16 protein-coding genes are annotated in these 16,209 nt (G+C 48.5%); 8 read left to right on the top strand and 8 right to left on the bottom strand.

All coding sequences use genetic code 11. The features are described 5' to 3' along the window. Positions 1 to 41: 41 nt before the first annotated feature. The 3 genes from V6668_RS09795 to V6668_RS09785 all read right to left on the bottom strand — a co-directional run bounded on the left by V6668_RS09795 (position 42) and on the right by V6668_RS09785 (position 3,335). Positions 42 to 626 (bottom strand): nitroreductase family protein, encoded by a 585-nt coding sequence (locus tag V6668_RS09795; protein WP_076252315.1) that lies wholly within the window; start codon positions 624 to 626, stop codon positions 42 to 44. A gap of 1 nt (position 627) precedes the next feature. After that, entirely contained in the window at positions 628 to 1,545 is a 918-nt protein-coding gene (locus tag V6668_RS09790; protein ID WP_338708291.1) for an ABC transporter substrate-binding protein, read from the bottom strand. Positions 1,546 to 1,664: 119 nt separating this feature from the next. Further along, entirely contained in the window at positions 1,665 to 3,335 is a 1,671-nt protein-coding gene (locus tag V6668_RS09785) for an AraC family transcriptional regulator (RefSeq protein WP_338708290.1), read from the bottom strand. Positions 3,336 to 3,506: 171 nt separating this feature from the next. Here V6668_RS09785 and V6668_RS09780 point away from each other — a divergent pair, with 171 nt between their 5' ends. The 3 genes from V6668_RS09780 to V6668_RS09770 all read left to right on the top strand — a co-directional run bounded on the left by V6668_RS09780 (position 3,507) and on the right by V6668_RS09770 (position 4,769). After that, positions 3,507 to 3,836 carry a YtrH family sporulation protein gene (locus V6668_RS09780; RefSeq protein WP_026081169.1) on the top strand — a complete coding sequence of 110 codons (330 nt, stop codon included), beginning with the start codon at positions 3,507 to 3,509 and terminating at the stop codon, positions 3,834 to 3,836. Between the two features lie 21 nt (positions 3,837 to 3,857). Next, positions 3,858 to 4,346 (top strand): hypothetical protein, encoded by a 489-nt coding sequence (locus V6668_RS09775; RefSeq protein WP_338708289.1) that lies wholly within the window; start codon positions 3,858 to 3,860, stop codon positions 4,344 to 4,346. Between the two features lie 81 nt (positions 4,347 to 4,427). Next, positions 4,428 to 4,769: a YtpI family protein gene (locus V6668_RS09770; RefSeq protein WP_338708288.1), complete on the top strand. Its 342-nt coding sequence runs from the start codon at positions 4,428 to 4,430 to the stop codon at positions 4,767 to 4,769. 143 nt (positions 4,770 to 4,912) lie between these two features. Here the strand turns inward: V6668_RS09770 and V6668_RS09765 are convergent, their stop codons facing one another. From V6668_RS09765 to V6668_RS09755, 3 genes are all read right to left on the bottom strand, one after another. Further along, on the bottom strand, positions 4,913 to 6,247 hold the full coding sequence (locus tag V6668_RS09765; RefSeq protein WP_036609860.1) for a DRTGG domain-containing protein: 1,335 nt from the start codon (positions 6,245 to 6,247) through the stop codon (positions 4,913 to 4,915). Between the two features lie 212 nt (positions 6,248 to 6,459). After that, a complete protein-coding gene (locus V6668_RS09760; RefSeq protein WP_085981456.1) occupies positions 6,460 to 6,744 on the bottom strand; it encodes a hypothetical protein in 285 nt (94 codons plus the stop codon). Positions 6,745 to 6,940: 196 nt separating this feature from the next. Then, on the bottom strand, positions 6,941 to 7,288 hold the full coding sequence (locus tag V6668_RS09755; RefSeq protein ID WP_036609862.1) for a YlbF family regulator: 348 nt from the start codon (positions 7,286 to 7,288) through the stop codon (positions 6,941 to 6,943). Between the two features lie 237 nt (positions 7,289 to 7,525). On the opposite strand from V6668_RS09755, the gene V6668_RS09750 reads away from it, so the two are divergent. Genes V6668_RS09750 through V6668_RS09730 form a run of 5 tightly spaced genes read left to right on the top strand, consistent with a single transcriptional unit; the run spans position 7,526 to position 13,888 of the window. Next, positions 7,526 to 8,893, top strand: a complete 1,368-nt coding sequence (locus V6668_RS09750; RefSeq protein ID WP_036609865.1) for a YheC/YheD family protein — start codon at positions 7,526 to 7,528, stop codon at positions 8,891 to 8,893. Between the two features lie 50 nt (positions 8,894 to 8,943). After that, positions 8,944 to 10,134: a YheC/YheD family protein gene (locus V6668_RS09745; protein ID WP_338708287.1), complete on the top strand. Its 1,191-nt coding sequence runs from the start codon at positions 8,944 to 8,946 to the stop codon at positions 10,132 to 10,134. Between the two features lie 60 nt (positions 10,135 to 10,194). After that, the gene (locus tag V6668_RS09740; RefSeq protein ID WP_036609869.1) at positions 10,195 to 11,568 is read left to right on the top strand and encodes a YheC/YheD family protein; all 1,374 of its coding nucleotides are present in this window, start codon (positions 10,195 to 10,197) and stop codon (positions 11,566 to 11,568) included. Beyond that, positions 11,568 to 12,674: a YheC/YheD family protein gene (locus V6668_RS09735; RefSeq protein WP_338708286.1), complete on the top strand. Its 1,107-nt coding sequence runs from the start codon at positions 11,568 to 11,570 to the stop codon at positions 12,672 to 12,674. The genes V6668_RS09740 and V6668_RS09735 overlap by 1 nt, the downstream gene beginning before the upstream one ends. A 35-nt stretch (positions 12,675 to 12,709) precedes the next feature. Beyond that, positions 12,710 to 13,888, top strand: a complete 1,179-nt coding sequence (locus tag V6668_RS09730; RefSeq protein ID WP_127544307.1) for a YheC/YheD family protein — start codon at positions 12,710 to 12,712, stop codon at positions 13,886 to 13,888. Between the two features lie 62 nt (positions 13,889 to 13,950). Here V6668_RS09730 and V6668_RS09725 read toward each other — a convergent pair whose 3' ends face one another. Further along, a complete protein-coding gene (locus V6668_RS09725) occupies positions 13,951 to 15,873 on the bottom strand; it encodes an alginate lyase family protein (RefSeq protein WP_338708285.1) in 1,923 nt (640 codons plus the stop codon). Then, positions 15,870 to 16,205, bottom strand: a complete 336-nt coding sequence (locus V6668_RS09720) for a cupin domain-containing protein (protein WP_036669940.1) — start codon at positions 16,203 to 16,205, stop codon at positions 15,870 to 15,872. The genes V6668_RS09725 and V6668_RS09720 overlap by 4 nt, the downstream gene beginning before the upstream one ends. Positions 16,206 to 16,209 lie beyond the last annotated feature (4 nt).

Raw genomic sequence — 16,209 nt, 5'->3', positions numbered from 1 at the left:
TAATATCTGTACATCTCTTTTTACAAGTCTGTGTAACCTTCTTATCCCTCTTCATGACGAATCCAGGTAATGAGTTGCTCTGCCGGTTTTCTGCTTACAGGTCGTGAAACAGCATCTTCTCGAAGGTACCCAAGATGAAGTGTCCCCACCAACCGTTCGCCGGAATTCAGGCCTATTTTCGCGGCAAACGTATCCTCCCGGTTGTATTCGTTTGTTTTCCATACCAGTCCGATGCGTTCTTCCCAGGCGAGCAATTGCAAATTCTGAATCAGCCCAGCAGCTGCGAGCAAAGCCTCTTCATTTTTCCAACGATCCGTACCCTGTCGAACCACAACGCACACATGCACTGGCGTGTCTTCACAATAGTCCTTCGCTGCACTCTGCCCAAACTGTTCGAGTTCTTGTGGTGTATATGTCGATAGCACAGCATTGCTGAACATTTTACGACCCTCGTTCATAAAAACGATAAAGCGCCATGGTTCTTGTTTGGAATGATACGGAGCCCACACCGCAGCCTCAAGCAATTCAAGTAGCTTATCCTCAGATACGGGTCTGTTGCTGAATGACCGTACTGTTCTTCGCTCACGAATAACGCGCTCCACCGAATTAGATTGTGTATTCTTCATCTTAGTGATTTCTCTCCCTAATTACAGAAACAATATCCTCGACTGCATTCAAAGTAGCGACGGATGAGTACCCAAAGTTCATCCACTCCTTGTCCCCAACCAGATATACCTGATCTTCCTTGACTGCCTTCATTCCTTTCCAGATGTTACTTTCTTTCATTTCATCGTATAATTTCTGGGCATTCGTGTTGTCATCGCCACCATCAATTTGGAGAATGATGTGATCAGCCTGATATTCGGTAAGCAGTTCCAGCGAGACCGGCACACTCCCTTCATTTTTAGGATAGGCTGCTACCGTTTTCAATCCAAGCTCTTTATGAATCACCATACCTCTGTTGGACAGTTCACCCATAACATAGCTTTCTTTGGGCATGATTCTTAAGTAAATAAACGTCTCGTCTCCTACAAGAGCTTTTAGCTCATCGCGAGCAGTCGCAATTTTCTTATCATAATCCTGTATAGCCTGCTCCGCTTCCTTCTGCTTGCCCAGCGCCTCACCCATATCCTTCAATTCATCCCGCCAATTGTCCCTATCGGGAAGAAGAACTGTTTTGGCAATCTTGGCGTACTGGTCATATAATTTCTCATCCCGCCATTTCGGCGCGATAATGATATCCGGATCGGTTGCGAGAATGCCCTCCATGTTGGAACCATTACCTAACTTAGGCACGCTGTCGAATTTGCCTTCCAAATAATCCGGATAATCCGAATGATAGTTCTCTGCAGCCACAGGAGTCACACCAAGAACATACAAAAAATCAGGATATGTCACCGAAGTCGCAACCACGCGCTGTGCTTGTGTCTGAGGTTCGGTTCCCGCATTGGGTTCCGCCTTCTCTCCATTCGTCCCCGCGCAAGCTGTAGCCAGTAGCAAGGTAAGGATCATTCCTAATCCAAACCATTTGTTCGAATGTTTCATCTGTTTATCCCCTTCGGTGTTTAAATAATAACGATTCTCATTCTCATTATATACACACCCAGATATTAATGAATGGATATTTGGGCGTCCCAATTTGGATTTTTGCGAAGTCGGCAAGTTCAGGTCATACGTCTTATCAGTCTCTTCCTCTTCAAAAGATCTAACATCTCATGAATGGCATATTGAGTGGCAAGTGGGGAAAACGAGAAATTATACCACTCCGTATTGCTAAGCACATACACCCGATGATTCTGCACAGCCAGAAGCCGATCCCACATCGGGTGATCATAAAGATGAAGCCGGGCATCTACCCCATCCTCCATCTGAAGCAGAATATGATCAGGCTGAATTTCAGCGAGATGTTCAACGGCAACCAGCGTTCCCTCCCCAGAAAAAAGAGATGCCTTGGGCATGTTCAAATCCAGCTCCCGGTACAGCATACTCCCCCTTGAAGACTGTTCCCCATAAAGCGTTATTCCCTCACGGGTCAGACGAATGTAGACGATAGTCTCACCAGGAATAAGCGTCTGTAACTGTTCTCTTGCCTGGTACAGCCCCTCATCAAAATTGCTGATCACTTGCAGCGCCTGTTTGCTTTTTCCTAATAATTCTCCCAGATCTCTTAGTTCCTCTCTCCAGTTGCTGCGCTCAGGTAGAAGCACCGTTGTTGCAATTCGGTTAAGTTGCTCATAATTCATGCTGTCCTGCCATGCGGACGCAATGATCAGATCGGGTTTCATCCTCCGAATTTCTTCCAGGTTGAGTACATGACTTCTCTCCCACTTGCGAACTTGCTTGAACGATTCTTTCAGGTAATGCGGAAATTCACAAAACGGCGCTTGGGCAGCTATTGGAGTCATCCCAAGTGTATATAACAGCTCAGGTGCAGTCATCGTGGTTCCTAAATATCGACGATTATGCAGATACAGACGGGGGGAACGTCCTACTTTTTGCTTGAATCTTCGGCTGAAATAATGCTCATCTTCATAACCGACCTTACGGGCAATCTCATAGACACTGTCTCCAGTAAGATTCAATAACTCCTTGGCCCGTTTCATGCGTAATTCGGTGATATAATCACTTGGATTTTGATTCGTGATTTCCCTGAACCTTACGGTGTACCATTTGCGGCTGACATTAGCCATCTGCGCCAGTTGCTGGACCGTGACAGGTTCGTCGTAATGTTCATCTAGGTAGTCAATCGTTCTTTGTACAGCCTGATCGGGCTGTTGCGAGTGAACTTCGGGTTCAGCTTCCCTTCTTATATGCTCGACCAATTTACATATCCATTGTTGAAAAAGAAGATGACACCACATCGGATCATGCAAGTCAGTATGTTGAAATGCCTCCACGATCTTCTTAATATCCTCCACAGCAGCATGTTGAAGAGCAACGAAGCTGCTTGGCTCAAGCTCGTGATCGTCCTCATCATTCTGCTTGTCCCATGGGTCTTCCGTGGGCGCCAGCTCCTGCGTCAGCCGAACCCTATGACATTGAATGATATAACAGACCAGTGGAGTTGAACCCCGGTTGACCAGAAAGGGCGACTGCCCTTTTTCGATTAGAAACAAGTCATGGGGACGAATGGATTGGATGCCCTCTTCCAGTTCAACCTCTCCATCGCCGCTAACTCCAAGAACCAACTCCACGCCAGATACGGCAGCAGACCTCACAGCTACACCTGTGCCGAAGTTATACTTTTCCCCTGCGAGCAAGCTGACCTGCACGGCATCTTTCAGCACCATGGTCCAGTCTCTGAATAACAATCCGTATTTCGTCTCCAAGTTCATATCTTTATCTCCCCTGCCAGACTGTGAGTAACTTTAATCGCTCGATACATTTTTATCGACATTCTATCATAACGTTTGGGGGCACGCCCATACAATAGAAGTACAAGCCGCTCCCCCTGTGACAGACCGAAGACAGGAGGTGTGCTGCTAGGTCTGAAAGGGGTGTTGCCAGTGAGCACATTTTTGTCCAAAGCCATTCTTGATTTCTTTATTGCGTTTGGAATCGTGCTGGGCGGCGCGATGATCGGAGGTATTGGAGCCGTGATCTCTCTTCAGCCTCCGACACAGACGATGCTCGATATTTCTGGAAAAATAAAGATATGGGCACTCGCAGCCGCTGTTGGCGGCACAATAGATCCCATGCGTGTCATCGAGAGCAATTTCCTGGATGGTAACCTGTCTCCGGCAGTCAAACAAATCCTGTATTTGATCTCTGCTTTTATGGGCGCGCATATGGGAACCGAGCTGGTGAAATGGGTGTGCGGCGGAGGCCGGAGCTAATATGAGACAGGAACAGCGTTCATGAGAGTTCCGCCATTTTCTCGTTACCGCCCGCTGATGCGATTGACCGCTGTGTTTGTTCTGGGAATGATCGCTGGATGTGTCGTCTACAACGGCGTATTTCACCTGAGTTACAATGCGTTGTGGCTGAACAATCAGGAGCTGCAGCTTCAGCTGCATCAGAATGAGGAGGATATCAAAACGCTGAAAAAATACAGTAAACGCCAAACCGTTATCAAGGAAATCAAAGTCCGTGCAGAAGAATCGGATAAGGGGCCAGACGAGGCTTCTCTGAAAGTGATGTTACAAAAGCTCGGAGACGAACTTGAGGTACTTCGGGGCAGAGATGTATTCAACATCGATGAGTATAGCAAAATGACGCGAATCATGCTGAATCAGAAAGTTTACTCAGTCAGGGAAAAGGAATACACCGTTCAGGTCAAAACGATGCTGGTTATGGAAGGCGTACTGCAAGTTTGGGTACAGATTCGCATGCACGTTCCTGCGTAACAGCAAAAACTGCCCTTGTCTGCATCTCTGCATGGTACAATAAGGGCAGTAAATGCTTTCCAGAAAAGGAGCTGCGTCTTTGTGTTCATTGATGTACTCAAATATGCACTAATCGCGATCTTTGCTGTTGCCATGGTTTTTGCAGCGTTGAACAGTATTCGTTCACACAGAAGTTCGGATGCTACCAGCGCCGGTCTGTACCGTTCGTGGACAAATATCTGGATGGGTGGCATGCTTGTTGATCTTGCACTGATTCTGATGTTTGTCTTCACGGGCTCCACTTTATCTGTGATTGTGGAAGCGCTATTTCTGATTATGGGTGCGTATAATGTATTTGCCGGAATACGTAACCGCAGTTATTATGCGCGGCTTCAACAACGGTCCAGTAATGGATCAGGTAAAACCTCCGGACAATCTGCATGATTCATTGAAGCGCTATCGTTGTCTGCAAAAAGAGAGTACTTCCCCTTCGTTAAGCGAAGCCAGAACCGCGCGACAGCGCAACCCGGCAGAGCTTCTTGATCAGGGAGTACTCTCTTTGTCTATGCCCGAGGCAACGTAGCCTGCTAGGCATGGTCAATCGACTGCAATGTCATTACTGCTTTGCATACCACACTGCCTTCACGGGTAACCACAATGTCCATTTTGCACGTTCGACGACTGGTTTCCAGAATTAACGGGCGAACCAGGATCTGATCCTCAATCTGTACCGGTCGAACAAAATAAGTTGTTACATTATCTACCACATGGTCGTTCCCTGTAACATCCCACGCTGCCCGCCGGCCAGCCTGTGTCATCACATTCAACAGAACACCTTCGGAGATCGTACCCAGATCCGTTGCCATCTGAGGAATGATGAATCCGTGAAATAACAATTCGTTCTGTTCACCGCGCTCCTCTGCAAACCCGTTCCAGATCAGATGATCAAACGTCTCTCCCAGTTGTGGCTGCTTCTGTGCATCCCGCATGGCCTGAAGTACTTCCTTGCGTGTGACGGACGCAATCAGTTTGCGATTCCGATCCACGATTGGCAGAAAATCGATACCTTCCCAGGTCATAATCTGGGCAGCAGAAGCAAGAGATGTCTGCAATGAGGCCGTAATCGGGCGGCGTATCACACATTTCTCAATACTTTGATCTTCTTTCAGCTCACTGACATCCTTCAGACTCACAATCCCGATGACCCGGTTCCATTCATCCACCACCGGGAAGCGATGTTCACCCGTCTCTGAAACCAACATATGAAAATCTGCGGCTGAACTGGTCACCTTCAATACCTGCAAGCGAGGTTTCTGACCAATGATATCCTCAACAAGCATAATTTTTTTCTTAATCAGCCGGTCGAAGATCGCACGGTTAATCATCGAAGCCACCGTGAATGTATCATGTCTGGATGAAATAATTGGTAGCCCAAGCTCGTCAGCCATAATTCTTACTTCACGACTTGTCCCAAAACCTCCCGTAATCAACACGCCCGCTCCCTGTTCGAGGGCAAGCGAGTGAGCATCTTCACGGTTACCTACAATCAGTAGACTCCCAGCGTCAATATAACGGGCCATTGCCTGTTCTTTCATCGCACCAATCACATACTTGTGCAGCGGTTTGGCGAGACCTTCGTTCCCCCCCAGCACATGGCCTTCCACAATGGTCACAACATCAGCAAAGGTCAACTGTTCCGACATGCCCCGAGGTCTCTTCTCGATCCGCACCGTTCCAATTCGTTCCTTGGTCACGACCAGCCCGAAGTTCTCCGCCTCTTTCACCGCACGATACGCTGTCCCTTCACTTACACCCAGCTCCCGCGCAAGTCCACGTACTGATATTTTGCTACCAACCTTCAGTTGTTCAATATGTTGAAGTAACTGTTCATGCTTCGTGACGTTCTCTTCCTGTCCGTCCAACTGTACCACCCCCGAAGATGCATCTGTACTATACTGTATCTATTATAACACGGCTTTAGGAAAATAACCCCACCCCTACCCATTCTCACAGGCAAGTTCGCCATCTGAATTTAATCATCCCATTAACCTCTAATTCTGTATGTACCAAAAAAGACCGGGGCCCCTTTGTACCAAGGGATTCCGGTCTTCCATGTTGGATCTCATTCTGTACCTTATACAGACTCGCTCCGCTCCTGCTTGTCCAGCAGTTTCATCTCCCACTGCCGCAACTTCGCCCGGCGAACGGCTTCCAGTGCACGCTTCTTCTCTTCATCTACACCGAGAATAAAATGCAGATGTGCACCAACGATTAATAAGGAGAACAGCACCCATACGATGCCAAAAATATTAACCCAGTCCATTCCTCCAGCAAAGGAAATCCGCGGCAGTGCAATGACCAGCATCGACAACGCAATAAGCAGATAGATCACATGTTTTGCTTTTTTCAACCTCTTCACCATTCACAGCTCCTTCGTTCTTGATCGACTCTATATGTCTAGTCTATGAACGATAAGGAGCTAATATGAAAGGTTCAGGTAAAAAAACAAGACAAGCGTTTAGTACGTGTTCAAAAAGATCAGTTTTCAGTACCGAGAAGATGGAATGAAGCTAGGCATCCTTCGTAATCAAAAGTGGACTTTTTGAACTACCTTTTTACGCTTCAGCGCCACCGTACAGATGACCCAGGCTGTCAGCAATAATTTTATTCACGTCTTCAATGATGACACTGAGGCGACGCTCCGCATCAAACAAACGACGGATGTTCAGATTCAAACTCAGTACTTCAAACAGCTTCTCCATTTTCTCCATCTCATCCGGAGCTGGCATATCCCCGCTCATCATACGTTGTTGCAATTCCATTTGTTGATCACGGAAGTTATCCAGCATTGCTTTTGCATCCGGATCAGCTTCAATCAGCTTCATCGCGGAAGTAATCTCTTCCACCTCGCTGCTTTCTCTCAGTGCTTTGGCCAAATCATTGGCTTTGTCATAAATGTTCACTATTATTCCTCCTCAGATTGGTTTGTTCATCCGTGTTAATACACGCTTTTCTCTCCTGTCAAACAAGGGCGCTCTGAAACAGGCCATCCATAACCTGCCTCGAAATCAAATGCATTTAATCCATATGGGTCAATCACCAAGGGTTATATGTCCTCATATGATGAAGCACATGCCATGTTCAGATGCCGTTCAACTTCGAGATCAGACATCAAGTTGCCGCCCGGAAGGAGATCCGTGATGTCCACTAAAAAAGTAACGATTCAGGTTACCGGCTCGGGCATCCTGCAGGACGACGTCATCATGCTGGGCGAAGGGGTGCTTAAGGCGCTTAAAATCCCTTCAGGAAGGCCGCTTCAGCTGCAATTTGGCTCTTTCCGCCGCGAAGTCACTGTTATTCCGGTACCAAGGTATGACGGGCTGCGCATCAATCAGACAGTTGCCAGCAAGACCGGTCTCGTTCCACGTTCGGTCCTGAGGGTATCCTATCGTTCAGCCAGCCGTACGCTTCGCCTTGGACCCTACATCAGTGTACTGGTTAGCCAGGATTATCCCGATCAGCCAGATCGGCCCTTTGGCTCCATCACGATGTTCTGTCAAGAACTGGTGAACGCCTGCCGTAAGCAAGGCGCCTATGTATCCTTTTTCACACCGGAGGATATTGGAGCGGTAACGGGTTATATGAAAGGCTGGGTGTATGATGACGGCTGGAAAAAGACTGTTCTGCCTGTAGCAGACGTCGTCAATAACCGGCTAACGTCCCGCAAGCTTGAGAACAAACCTAGCGTACAGCATTTTATGAAAGAAGTAAAATCGCTCTACGGCACGCAAACCTTCAATGAAAAGTTTCTGGACAAAAACGAAGTGTTTGACGCACTCAAGTCCATTTCAACGCTTAAACGAGTTCTTCCCGAGTCTCATTTGCTCAAGACGTCTGCCATGCTCAAGACGATGTGCAACCGACATCCGGTTGTATTTCTGAAGCCCGTCCGCGGTTCTTTGGGCAAAGGGATCATCCGGGTCTCACGTCAGATTGACGGAAGCTTCCTGACTCTGGCGACTGGCGTCGGGGGGACCCGGAAACAAACGTATACTTCTCTGGATAAACTGTATGCCAGTATGTCTGGGAAAATGAAAACAACGCGTTATCAGATCCAACAAGGGCTGACTCTCATTGACAACAGTGGCAGACCCGTGGATTTCCGTGCGCTCGTGCAAAAAAACCGTACAGGTAAATGGAGTGTAACCTCCATCGTCGCCCGGATTGCGGGCGGGAGTCACTACGTATCCAATCTGGCACGGGGTGGAAGTCTCAGCACCGTCAAGGATGCTGTTGCCAAAACACAGTTGTCTGGATCAGCCAAAGCTTCCGCGTATGCAGGATTGCATACCGCAGCACTGGATATCGCTAAAGGAATCGAGAGTGCCATCCCTGCTCATTTTGGTGAACTTGGTATTGATCTGGCCTTGGACACCACTGGGCGCGTATGGCTGCTCGAAGTCAACTCCAAACCATCCAAGAATGATAATACACCACTGAGTGAGAGCAAGATCCGCCCTTCCGTCAAAGCCATGCTCGAATATTCTACGTACCTGGCGGGTTTTTGAAAAGTTATTCCCTATGGAAAACAAATCTGATAGAGGAGAGGTGCAGCGTAATGTTTCCAACATCTCAGACCAAGACACTGGCCATTCTGGTACGTGCAACCGAAGGCTCACCTCCCTTTACGGATGAACTTTTCTGCCGTCGTCTCAGTTTGGTGAGCATGAAATACGCCCTTCAGATTATTGTGATCCCGATATCAAATGATGCAGTCCATCTCCCTCTTCAATGGGGATATGTCTATCATCAAGGGAAGTGGAATTCGGTACCTGTTCCTGCAGTCGATCTCATTATGGATCGTTGTCTTCGCCCTATCTCCAGGTACGTCAGACAACAGCTTAAGGAATGGATACCAACCAACGGCACAGATCAACACCGTTATTGGTCTGCTTCCCTTCCAGGAAAATGGGAAGTACATCGTGTGTTGTCCCGAAATCCTGAATTGAGGTCACAACTTGCTCCCACAACCCGGATCGGATCGCGTATTCCTTGGGAAACATGGCTGGACCGTTGGCCCAAAGGACTGTTCTTCAAACCGGTATCCGGGACTCATGGCAAAAATACCTTTCGCCTGTCTCGGGGAACGACTCCATCAACATGGATCGTGGAGGGGCGTAACGAGGACAATGAAACCTTTTTTCTTACATTCAACCATACCCAGGCTGTATCTTCCTGGCTAGCATTACATCAGGCTGAGCGTAAGATGATCGTGCAGCCATATCTGGAGCTTAGCCATCATGGAAGAGCATTCGACATACGGGCTCTAATGCAAAAGAATGGGCAAGGTCGCTGGACACTTACCGGATGTATGGTACGGGAAGGACCCGAAGGTTCACTCACGTCCAATCTTCACGGTGGGGGTAAAGCATATCCTGCCCACGCATATCTGCTCCAGCGATATGGAACGATCCGCACGGAAACTCTGCTGAAGAGCATCCGGCAGACTGCTACGCTTATCCCCACCCTGCTGGAAAACCGTTTCGGCAGGTTAGCCGAATTGGGGCTTGATTTCGGAGCAGATGCAGAGGGCCAACTCTGGCTAATTGAAGTCAACTCCAAACCAGGCCGCACCTCATTTGCAGAAGCGGGCGACCGACGCATGCATACCCTGACTTATACCCGGCCGCTTGCCTATGCCCGTTATCTGTTGCAACAACATGTTCTCACGGACGTCTTTCGTCCAATGAAATTGCCGAATACATCCAGCAAAGCTGGCCTGAAACCCATCCCGATTCACGGCGGCTGAGGCCCGCAGCGCCCGCTTGCCATGGAGCCCAAGGATCTTTTCAGGATAGGAGGATAAATCATGAGTTTGACCTTTTGCAATCTGCATTTCACCAAGCAACCGGATAAAGTGGTTTATGTATCCAACGCTTTAATGAAGAGCCTCAACCTGTCCGGCAAAAAAACGGTGCACCTTCGCTTCGGGCGTGACCGGGTACCTGCAACGATCAAACCAATTAAAAAAGCAGGTAAACATCTGTATCTCGCTTCAGGTATCCGTAATATGATGAACGTTCCCAAACGGGGCAGTATTTATCTCCGGAATTTGCAAAATGATGAGGTCCAGTTAGGTCCACTGATCGGCGTACTCTCTGATGGGCCTGCGACGAGCACGAATCCATTCGGTTCCCGTACTGGTTTCATCAAACAGTTACTCCGTGAAGGCAGCCGTAAATCCTACATTTACGCATTTACTCCTCGGGATATCAATTGGCAGAACGAGACGGTATCGGGTTTTTTCCTGAATGATAACGGAAGCTTTACCCGCAGAACGGTACCTCTGCCCGATGTTGTCTACAACCGGTTACCAAGCCGTCGTTCAGACTTTTCACCAGCCATCAACCAGCTGCGGGAACGATTTGTTCGCCGAAAAATTCCGTTCTTCAACTGGAGCTTCTTCAACAAATCGGATATCTATACGTTGCTGGAGAACGAGCCGGCAGCAGGACGGTATATCCCTGAATCGATTACCAATCCTTCTGTTGAACAGATGAAGGAAATGTTGGAACGCCATCAGTTCGTCTACTATAAGCCTACTGCAGGAAGTCTGGGGAACGGGATCTACCGCCTGACTTATTCGCCCAAACGTGGATATTTCGCACGTTATCGCAAAAAAGGCGGTAATGCACTCCTGCGTTTTGGGTCCTTCAATAGTCTGATGCGCATGCTTCAGGGAAGACATGGTAAACAGTTACGCGGATATGTAGTTCAGCAGGGAATACGCCTAATTGAGATTGATGAATGTCCAATTGATTTCCGTTTTCACATGCACAAAAATGGTAACAATCAATGGGTTGTTGTCGGAATTGGAGCCAAAAAGGCAGGACGTGGCAGCGTCACAACACACATCAAAAATGGCGGCTCCCTAATGACTCCTGAGCAGGCGCTCAGTCGCAACTTCGGCGATCGTGCGGGAGAAGTTCTTCAGCATGCCAAATCCGTCGCTATTACACTGGCCCAGGCGATTGAAACCCAGCACCAGCATCTGATTGGTGAGATTGGCTTTGATCTGGGCATTGATCAGGAGGAACATGTATGGATGTTCGAAGCGAACGCCAAACCCGGGCGCTCCATTTTCCGTCACCCTTCACTCCGGGTGGAGGGCAAATCGTCGGTGGAGCACATCTTGGAACACTGCCTGTATTTGAGCAAGTTCCGGAAGAAGGAAGAGATTTGATGACCCTTCATGATGATTTCAAACCTGTTATTGCTGTTTTGACCATGCATGATAAACAGCGTATGTTCAGGGGAAATCATCAAAATTTTCAAGATATCTTACAGACAGGCGAGAGCATGGGATACGTGGTGTACATTGTAACTGTACGGGATCTGAACGTGAGTGGCCCCACCGTGAAAGGATATACGTACAACAAGGGGAGTGGAAAGTGGGTTTCACAACCTTTCCCCCTTCCCCATGTTCTGTACAATCGTATTCCCAACCGGGAAGACGAAGGAAAACCTTCCGTGCAGCGTAAAATTGACGAATGCATGCAATCAGGAATCGAACTGTATAACCCATTCTTTTTCAACAAATGGGATCTGTTCGAATGGCTCAGGAAATCCAAATCGACTCAGCAACTGATCCCTTATACTCGGCGGATGAGAAGTGCTTCTTCTCTGGGTGCCGTTCTACGGGCGTATCCCTATCTGTACCTTAAGCCCGAGAGCGGCAAAGCTGGCAAAGGAATCATGATGCTTAAATTTCAGGAAAAAGAACGGCTTCCCTATCGTCTCAAAATACAAACCACACGTAGAAGCACGACCTATAAAGCATCTACACTTGCCAAGTTATGGGCACGAATTCGCAAAGAAACCGGACATACGCCTTATATCATGCAACAAGGCATTGAACTGGCATCCTCTCGTAAACGCCCCTTCGATTTGCGTGTTCTTGTACAAAAGAACACCAAGGGCCAATGGAGCGTAACCGGTGTAGGAGCGAGACTTGCTGGCTCCCGCAGCATTACAACTCATGTGCCGCGCGGCGGGAGCGTAGAAGACCCTGAGAAGCTGCTGACCGATCTTTTTGGCGAAGAAATGTCAACAACCCTGATGAAACGTGTGAAATCCACTTCATTAATGATCGCAAGACAGGTAGAACGGGGATCAGGTTACACGCTCGGAGAAATGTCCATGGATCTGGGCATTGATGACCTGGGGGAACTCTGGTTCTTCGAAGCCAATGCAAAGCCCATGAAGTTTGATGAACCACAGATCAGACGGCGGTCATTGGAACGTATATTTCACTACAGCGCTTATCTTGCCCGTCAGTCCAAACGATGATAGACAGGAATACTGCAAAAAGAAGGTGATTGTTTGTGTCCTCACCTGTTCTGGGCATTATGACGTTGTACTTAAATGAACATCGCGCTCTTGAAGAACGAAGCGTTTATCGCAGAATGATTCTTGAAGGGCGCAAGCGGGGACTCGATATCTATGTATTCACACCAGCCGACGTACACCCCGGCGGCAAACAAATTGAAGCCATGGTTTTTCATGAAGGAAAAGGCTGGTCCAGGGAGTGGCGATCATTCCCGGACCTGATCTTTGATCGCTGCCGGATACAGCGTAACCGAAGGTTTCAGCAATTGCTTGCTTTTCGTGAGAAATATGGGCATCTGCTCTTTCTGAACAGGCCACTGCGCAATAAATGGACCATCCACCAGACCCTTTTGCAAAAAGCTAACTTTCGTGAACACCTGCCGGAAACCGCTCTATTTCAGGATATGTCCGATGTAAACCGGATGCTTAAAGTTTCTTCTCTGGTCTATCTCAAACCCATTAATGGAACAGGCGGACGTGGTATTCTGCGCATTGAACGCAGCAGTAGCGAGGCTAATACAGTGCTTGTTCAAGGGCGGGATCAGAAGCGTCGTATCATCACTCCACGTAAAGTTCATTTATCACGACTTGGCGCGTTGCTCCAGCACTGGAACATGAAAGACAAGTATCTTGTACAAAAGGGCATTCAACTTCAGCTTCCGAATGGACGTGTGCATGATTATCGCATGCTCGTTCAGAAGAACGGAGAAGGACAATGGGAGCTTACTGGATGTGCTGGACGCATGGGTGCAGAAAAAAGCGTAACCTCCAATCTGCATGGCGGCGGTCAGGCAATAGCGATGGACCGACTCATGAAGCAATGGATCGAAGATGACGACCTCCGGGCAGAAATTAACACAACTGCAGAGAAATTCGGCATTGATGTTGCTTCGTTTCTGGAAGATACGTATGGGGACCTATGTGAGTTGGCACTGGATTTGGCGATTGACAGAAGCGGGCGTATCTACCTGCTTGAAGTTAACCCCAAACCTGCACGTGAAGTATTCGCTCGCATCGGGGAGCGGGAAATCTATTATAAAGCCATCACTCAGCCGCTGGAGTATGCCTTATGGGTATATCGCAACAGACCTCCCGGAACGGCCAGAAAGCCAGCCAGTCCCAAGCCCGTTACGCAAAAATCACCCAGAGTAAAAAGAAAAAATAAAGCCAAGTGAGTGAAGAAAAAGCAGGAGTCTATGTTCGCCAAGTGCGAGCATCTGCTCCTGCTTCACTGTTTTTATTTCTGTTCTTTCGACCATTGCAGCGTGTCGTTGTCAATCACAATATACCCTTTTTCCTCACCTTGCACATAAGATAATGCCAATCTCATCAGGTCAGGTTCCAGTTGGCATGTGGTTACACGTGTAACCTGGTCTGTATGATCCGCGGGGAGGCACAACGTCAGAATACCCACTTTACCCGAGAAATCAGTCTTGCCCTGGATGACCGATGTTTCCGACTTGGAACCATACACCTCAGATACCCAGCCGGGCTGCTCCGTCAACGCGAAGGCTCCCTTCCCGATGCCTGCCGTAACCCATTGCATCGTCAGCGTTATGGAAGATGCCTCATAGCTCATATCCGCCGTCATTTCTCCAGCTTCATTCATTCTCAACGCAATATCCGCTTGCGGATGCAGGTGAAAACGTTGCTCCAGAGTATGCTCTGCTTCTGCCTCCAGCCAATCCACAATTAATAGTATAGGGATCTCCACCCCTGCCAGCATCCACCGACGATGTGTAACTGGATCTGGCAAATGTGTATATCCATCCTGTGAAGCATCAATGAAGTGATAGCTGTCATTGCTCTCCCAACGTAGCGTTGTGGCCTGAGCCTCCGGTTCACCCCATTGCTGTGTGGAGAGATAAGGTGTCTGATCCAGACCATCCACCGTGACGGTATTGTGCGCCCGCGTACTTTTGAAATACCGACGCCATTTCCCTTCTTCATACGTATAACGTCCGGTGTCCGTGAAGAAAAGCTGGTTCTTCCACATCCACTCCACATTCAGCGCATCCGCATGTCCGTGTGCTCCGCCCATGGCAGCCGCATCAAAAAAAAGATATTGATACTTGTCCCTCATGACATAATATCCTGTCTGCGGAAAGGCTCGGCTCGACAACACCGGAGAAGAAGAAGCCTGTAGTCTGAGGCAGCGCTCATATTTTTCCACACCCAGCAACCAGAGACACTCCGAGCTATCCGTTCCGCGAGCCATCAAATCATCATCGTCCAGGATCGCACCAAGCAGGGTCAGTCGTTGTCGTCCATCTCCAACCCAATCCGAATCACCAATACCGGTAGACTGATGATCTGGTCGGATCAGCGCCTCAGTAAATGCGGCCATTTGGCGTAGACAGCGGGCATACCATGCCGAGAAAGGATGTCCTGAAATCTCACCCAACCGATAAGGGGTGCCAAACATTTCGATGCTGGCATTGTGGTAATGTGTTGTCAGTTCAACCTGTATTCCCTCTTCACCCAACTGATGCAGCAAACACAGCTCAAGACGTTCCATCGCCACTTGACGCCAGTGTGGACTTCGCGGGTGCTGGTGGTAGAACGTAGCAATCATGAACAACCCTTGCATATGCATAATGGCATGATTGATTTCCGTGCTGCCGAGGTAACGGGTCAAAAACTCGGCGTGCTCGTCCAGACCTTGTCGAAACTCCGCCTGAAAGCCTTCGTCTATCAGTGAACTCGCTTCCATATATTTATATGCCGATATCCAGGACTGCACACGTAGTCCCGTCTCCAGCAGGCGCCACGGACCGGGTTTTTGAAAGAACACAGCCTCGTCGTAAACCAGATTTACAGGTACCGGGTTTTGCTGTCTCCAGCTACGGAAGTGGTCAATAAATGCTGTTACATATAGCGGATTGCCCTTCATCAGATACGCCTTGCCCAGATCGAGCATATGCCAGTGTCGATTGATGCCCCATGTGAACTCCAGATCATTTGTCGGGTTGTGAAGCCAGTCCACAGGTGTCCCCATCGGAATCCAGCGATTCAGATCGTTGGTATAAGGAACGATAAATTCATTCAGGATGGCACGATTGGCAATCGCGAGCGAATTTCGGGCTTCTTCCGGAAAATGTTTTTCATAATATTGGGCAGCCCGTTGCATATCCGTTGCCGAAAGGTAAAAATCGCTCATTGGGATGCCTCAAGAAAATCCTGACGGAACGGGGTAAACACATCCAGAATGACGGAGTCCTCCAGTGCCTTGACCCCATGCGGGACGTTAAAACCGGCATAAAAGCTGTCCCCTGCTTTTAAGATGCGAGTTTCTTCACCGACCTGTACCTCAAAGCTGCCTTTGACGATATAGCTGACCTGCTCGTGCGCATCATGGGAGTGAACTTCTCCAATACCACCTTTAGCAAAGGTAACCTCCACCATCATTAATGTACCGCCCATACCCAAGATCTTCCGGGAACTCGTTTCGTTCACGATATGTGCATCGATAGACGCATGATTAATAATCATTTTG

It is taken from the genome of Paenibacillus amylolyticus, assembly GCF_036894225.1.
GTDB classification, from domain to species: domain Bacteria; phylum Bacillota; class Bacilli; order Paenibacillales; family Paenibacillaceae; genus Paenibacillus; species Paenibacillus amylolyticus.
Note: the sequence above shows the minus strand (reverse complement) of the source record. Positions and strands in the feature narration are given on the sequence as shown.

What these genes read in the sequence shown, in the direction of transcription:
- V6668_RS09775 (WP_338708289.1), top strand. Translation starts at nt 3,858, where the DNA reads ATGAGAGTTCCGCCATTTTCTCGTTACCGCCCGCTGATGCGATTGACC.
- V6668_RS09790 (WP_338708291.1), bottom strand. Translation starts at nt 1,545, where the DNA reads ATGAAACATTCGAACAAATGGTTTGGATTAGGAATGATCCTTACCTTG.
- V6668_RS09740 (WP_036609869.1), top strand. Translation starts at nt 10,195, where the DNA reads ATGAGTTTGACCTTTTGCAATCTGCATTTCACCAAGCAACCGGATAAA.
- V6668_RS09720 (WP_036669940.1), bottom strand. Translation starts at nt 16,205, where the DNA reads ATGATTATTAATCATGCGTCTATCGATGCACATATCGTGAACGAAACG.
- V6668_RS09725 (WP_338708285.1), bottom strand. Translation starts at nt 15,873, where the DNA reads ATGAGCGATTTTTACCTTTCGGCAACGGATATGCAACGGGCTGCCCAA.
- V6668_RS09785 (WP_338708290.1), bottom strand. Translation starts at nt 3,335, where the DNA reads ATGAACTTGGAGACGAAATACGGATTGTTATTCAGAGACTGGACCATG.
- V6668_RS09795 (WP_076252315.1), bottom strand. Translation starts at nt 626, where the DNA reads ATGAAGAATACACAATCTAATTCGGTGGAGCGCGTTATTCGTGAGCGA.
- V6668_RS09745 (WP_338708287.1), top strand. Translation starts at nt 8,944, where the DNA reads ATGTTTCCAACATCTCAGACCAAGACACTGGCCATTCTGGTACGTGCA.
- V6668_RS09735 (WP_338708286.1), top strand. Translation starts at nt 11,568, where the DNA reads ATGACCCTTCATGATGATTTCAAACCTGTTATTGCTGTTTTGACCATG.
- V6668_RS09750 (WP_036609865.1), top strand. Translation starts at nt 7,526, where the DNA reads ATGTCCACTAAAAAAGTAACGATTCAGGTTACCGGCTCGGGCATCCTG.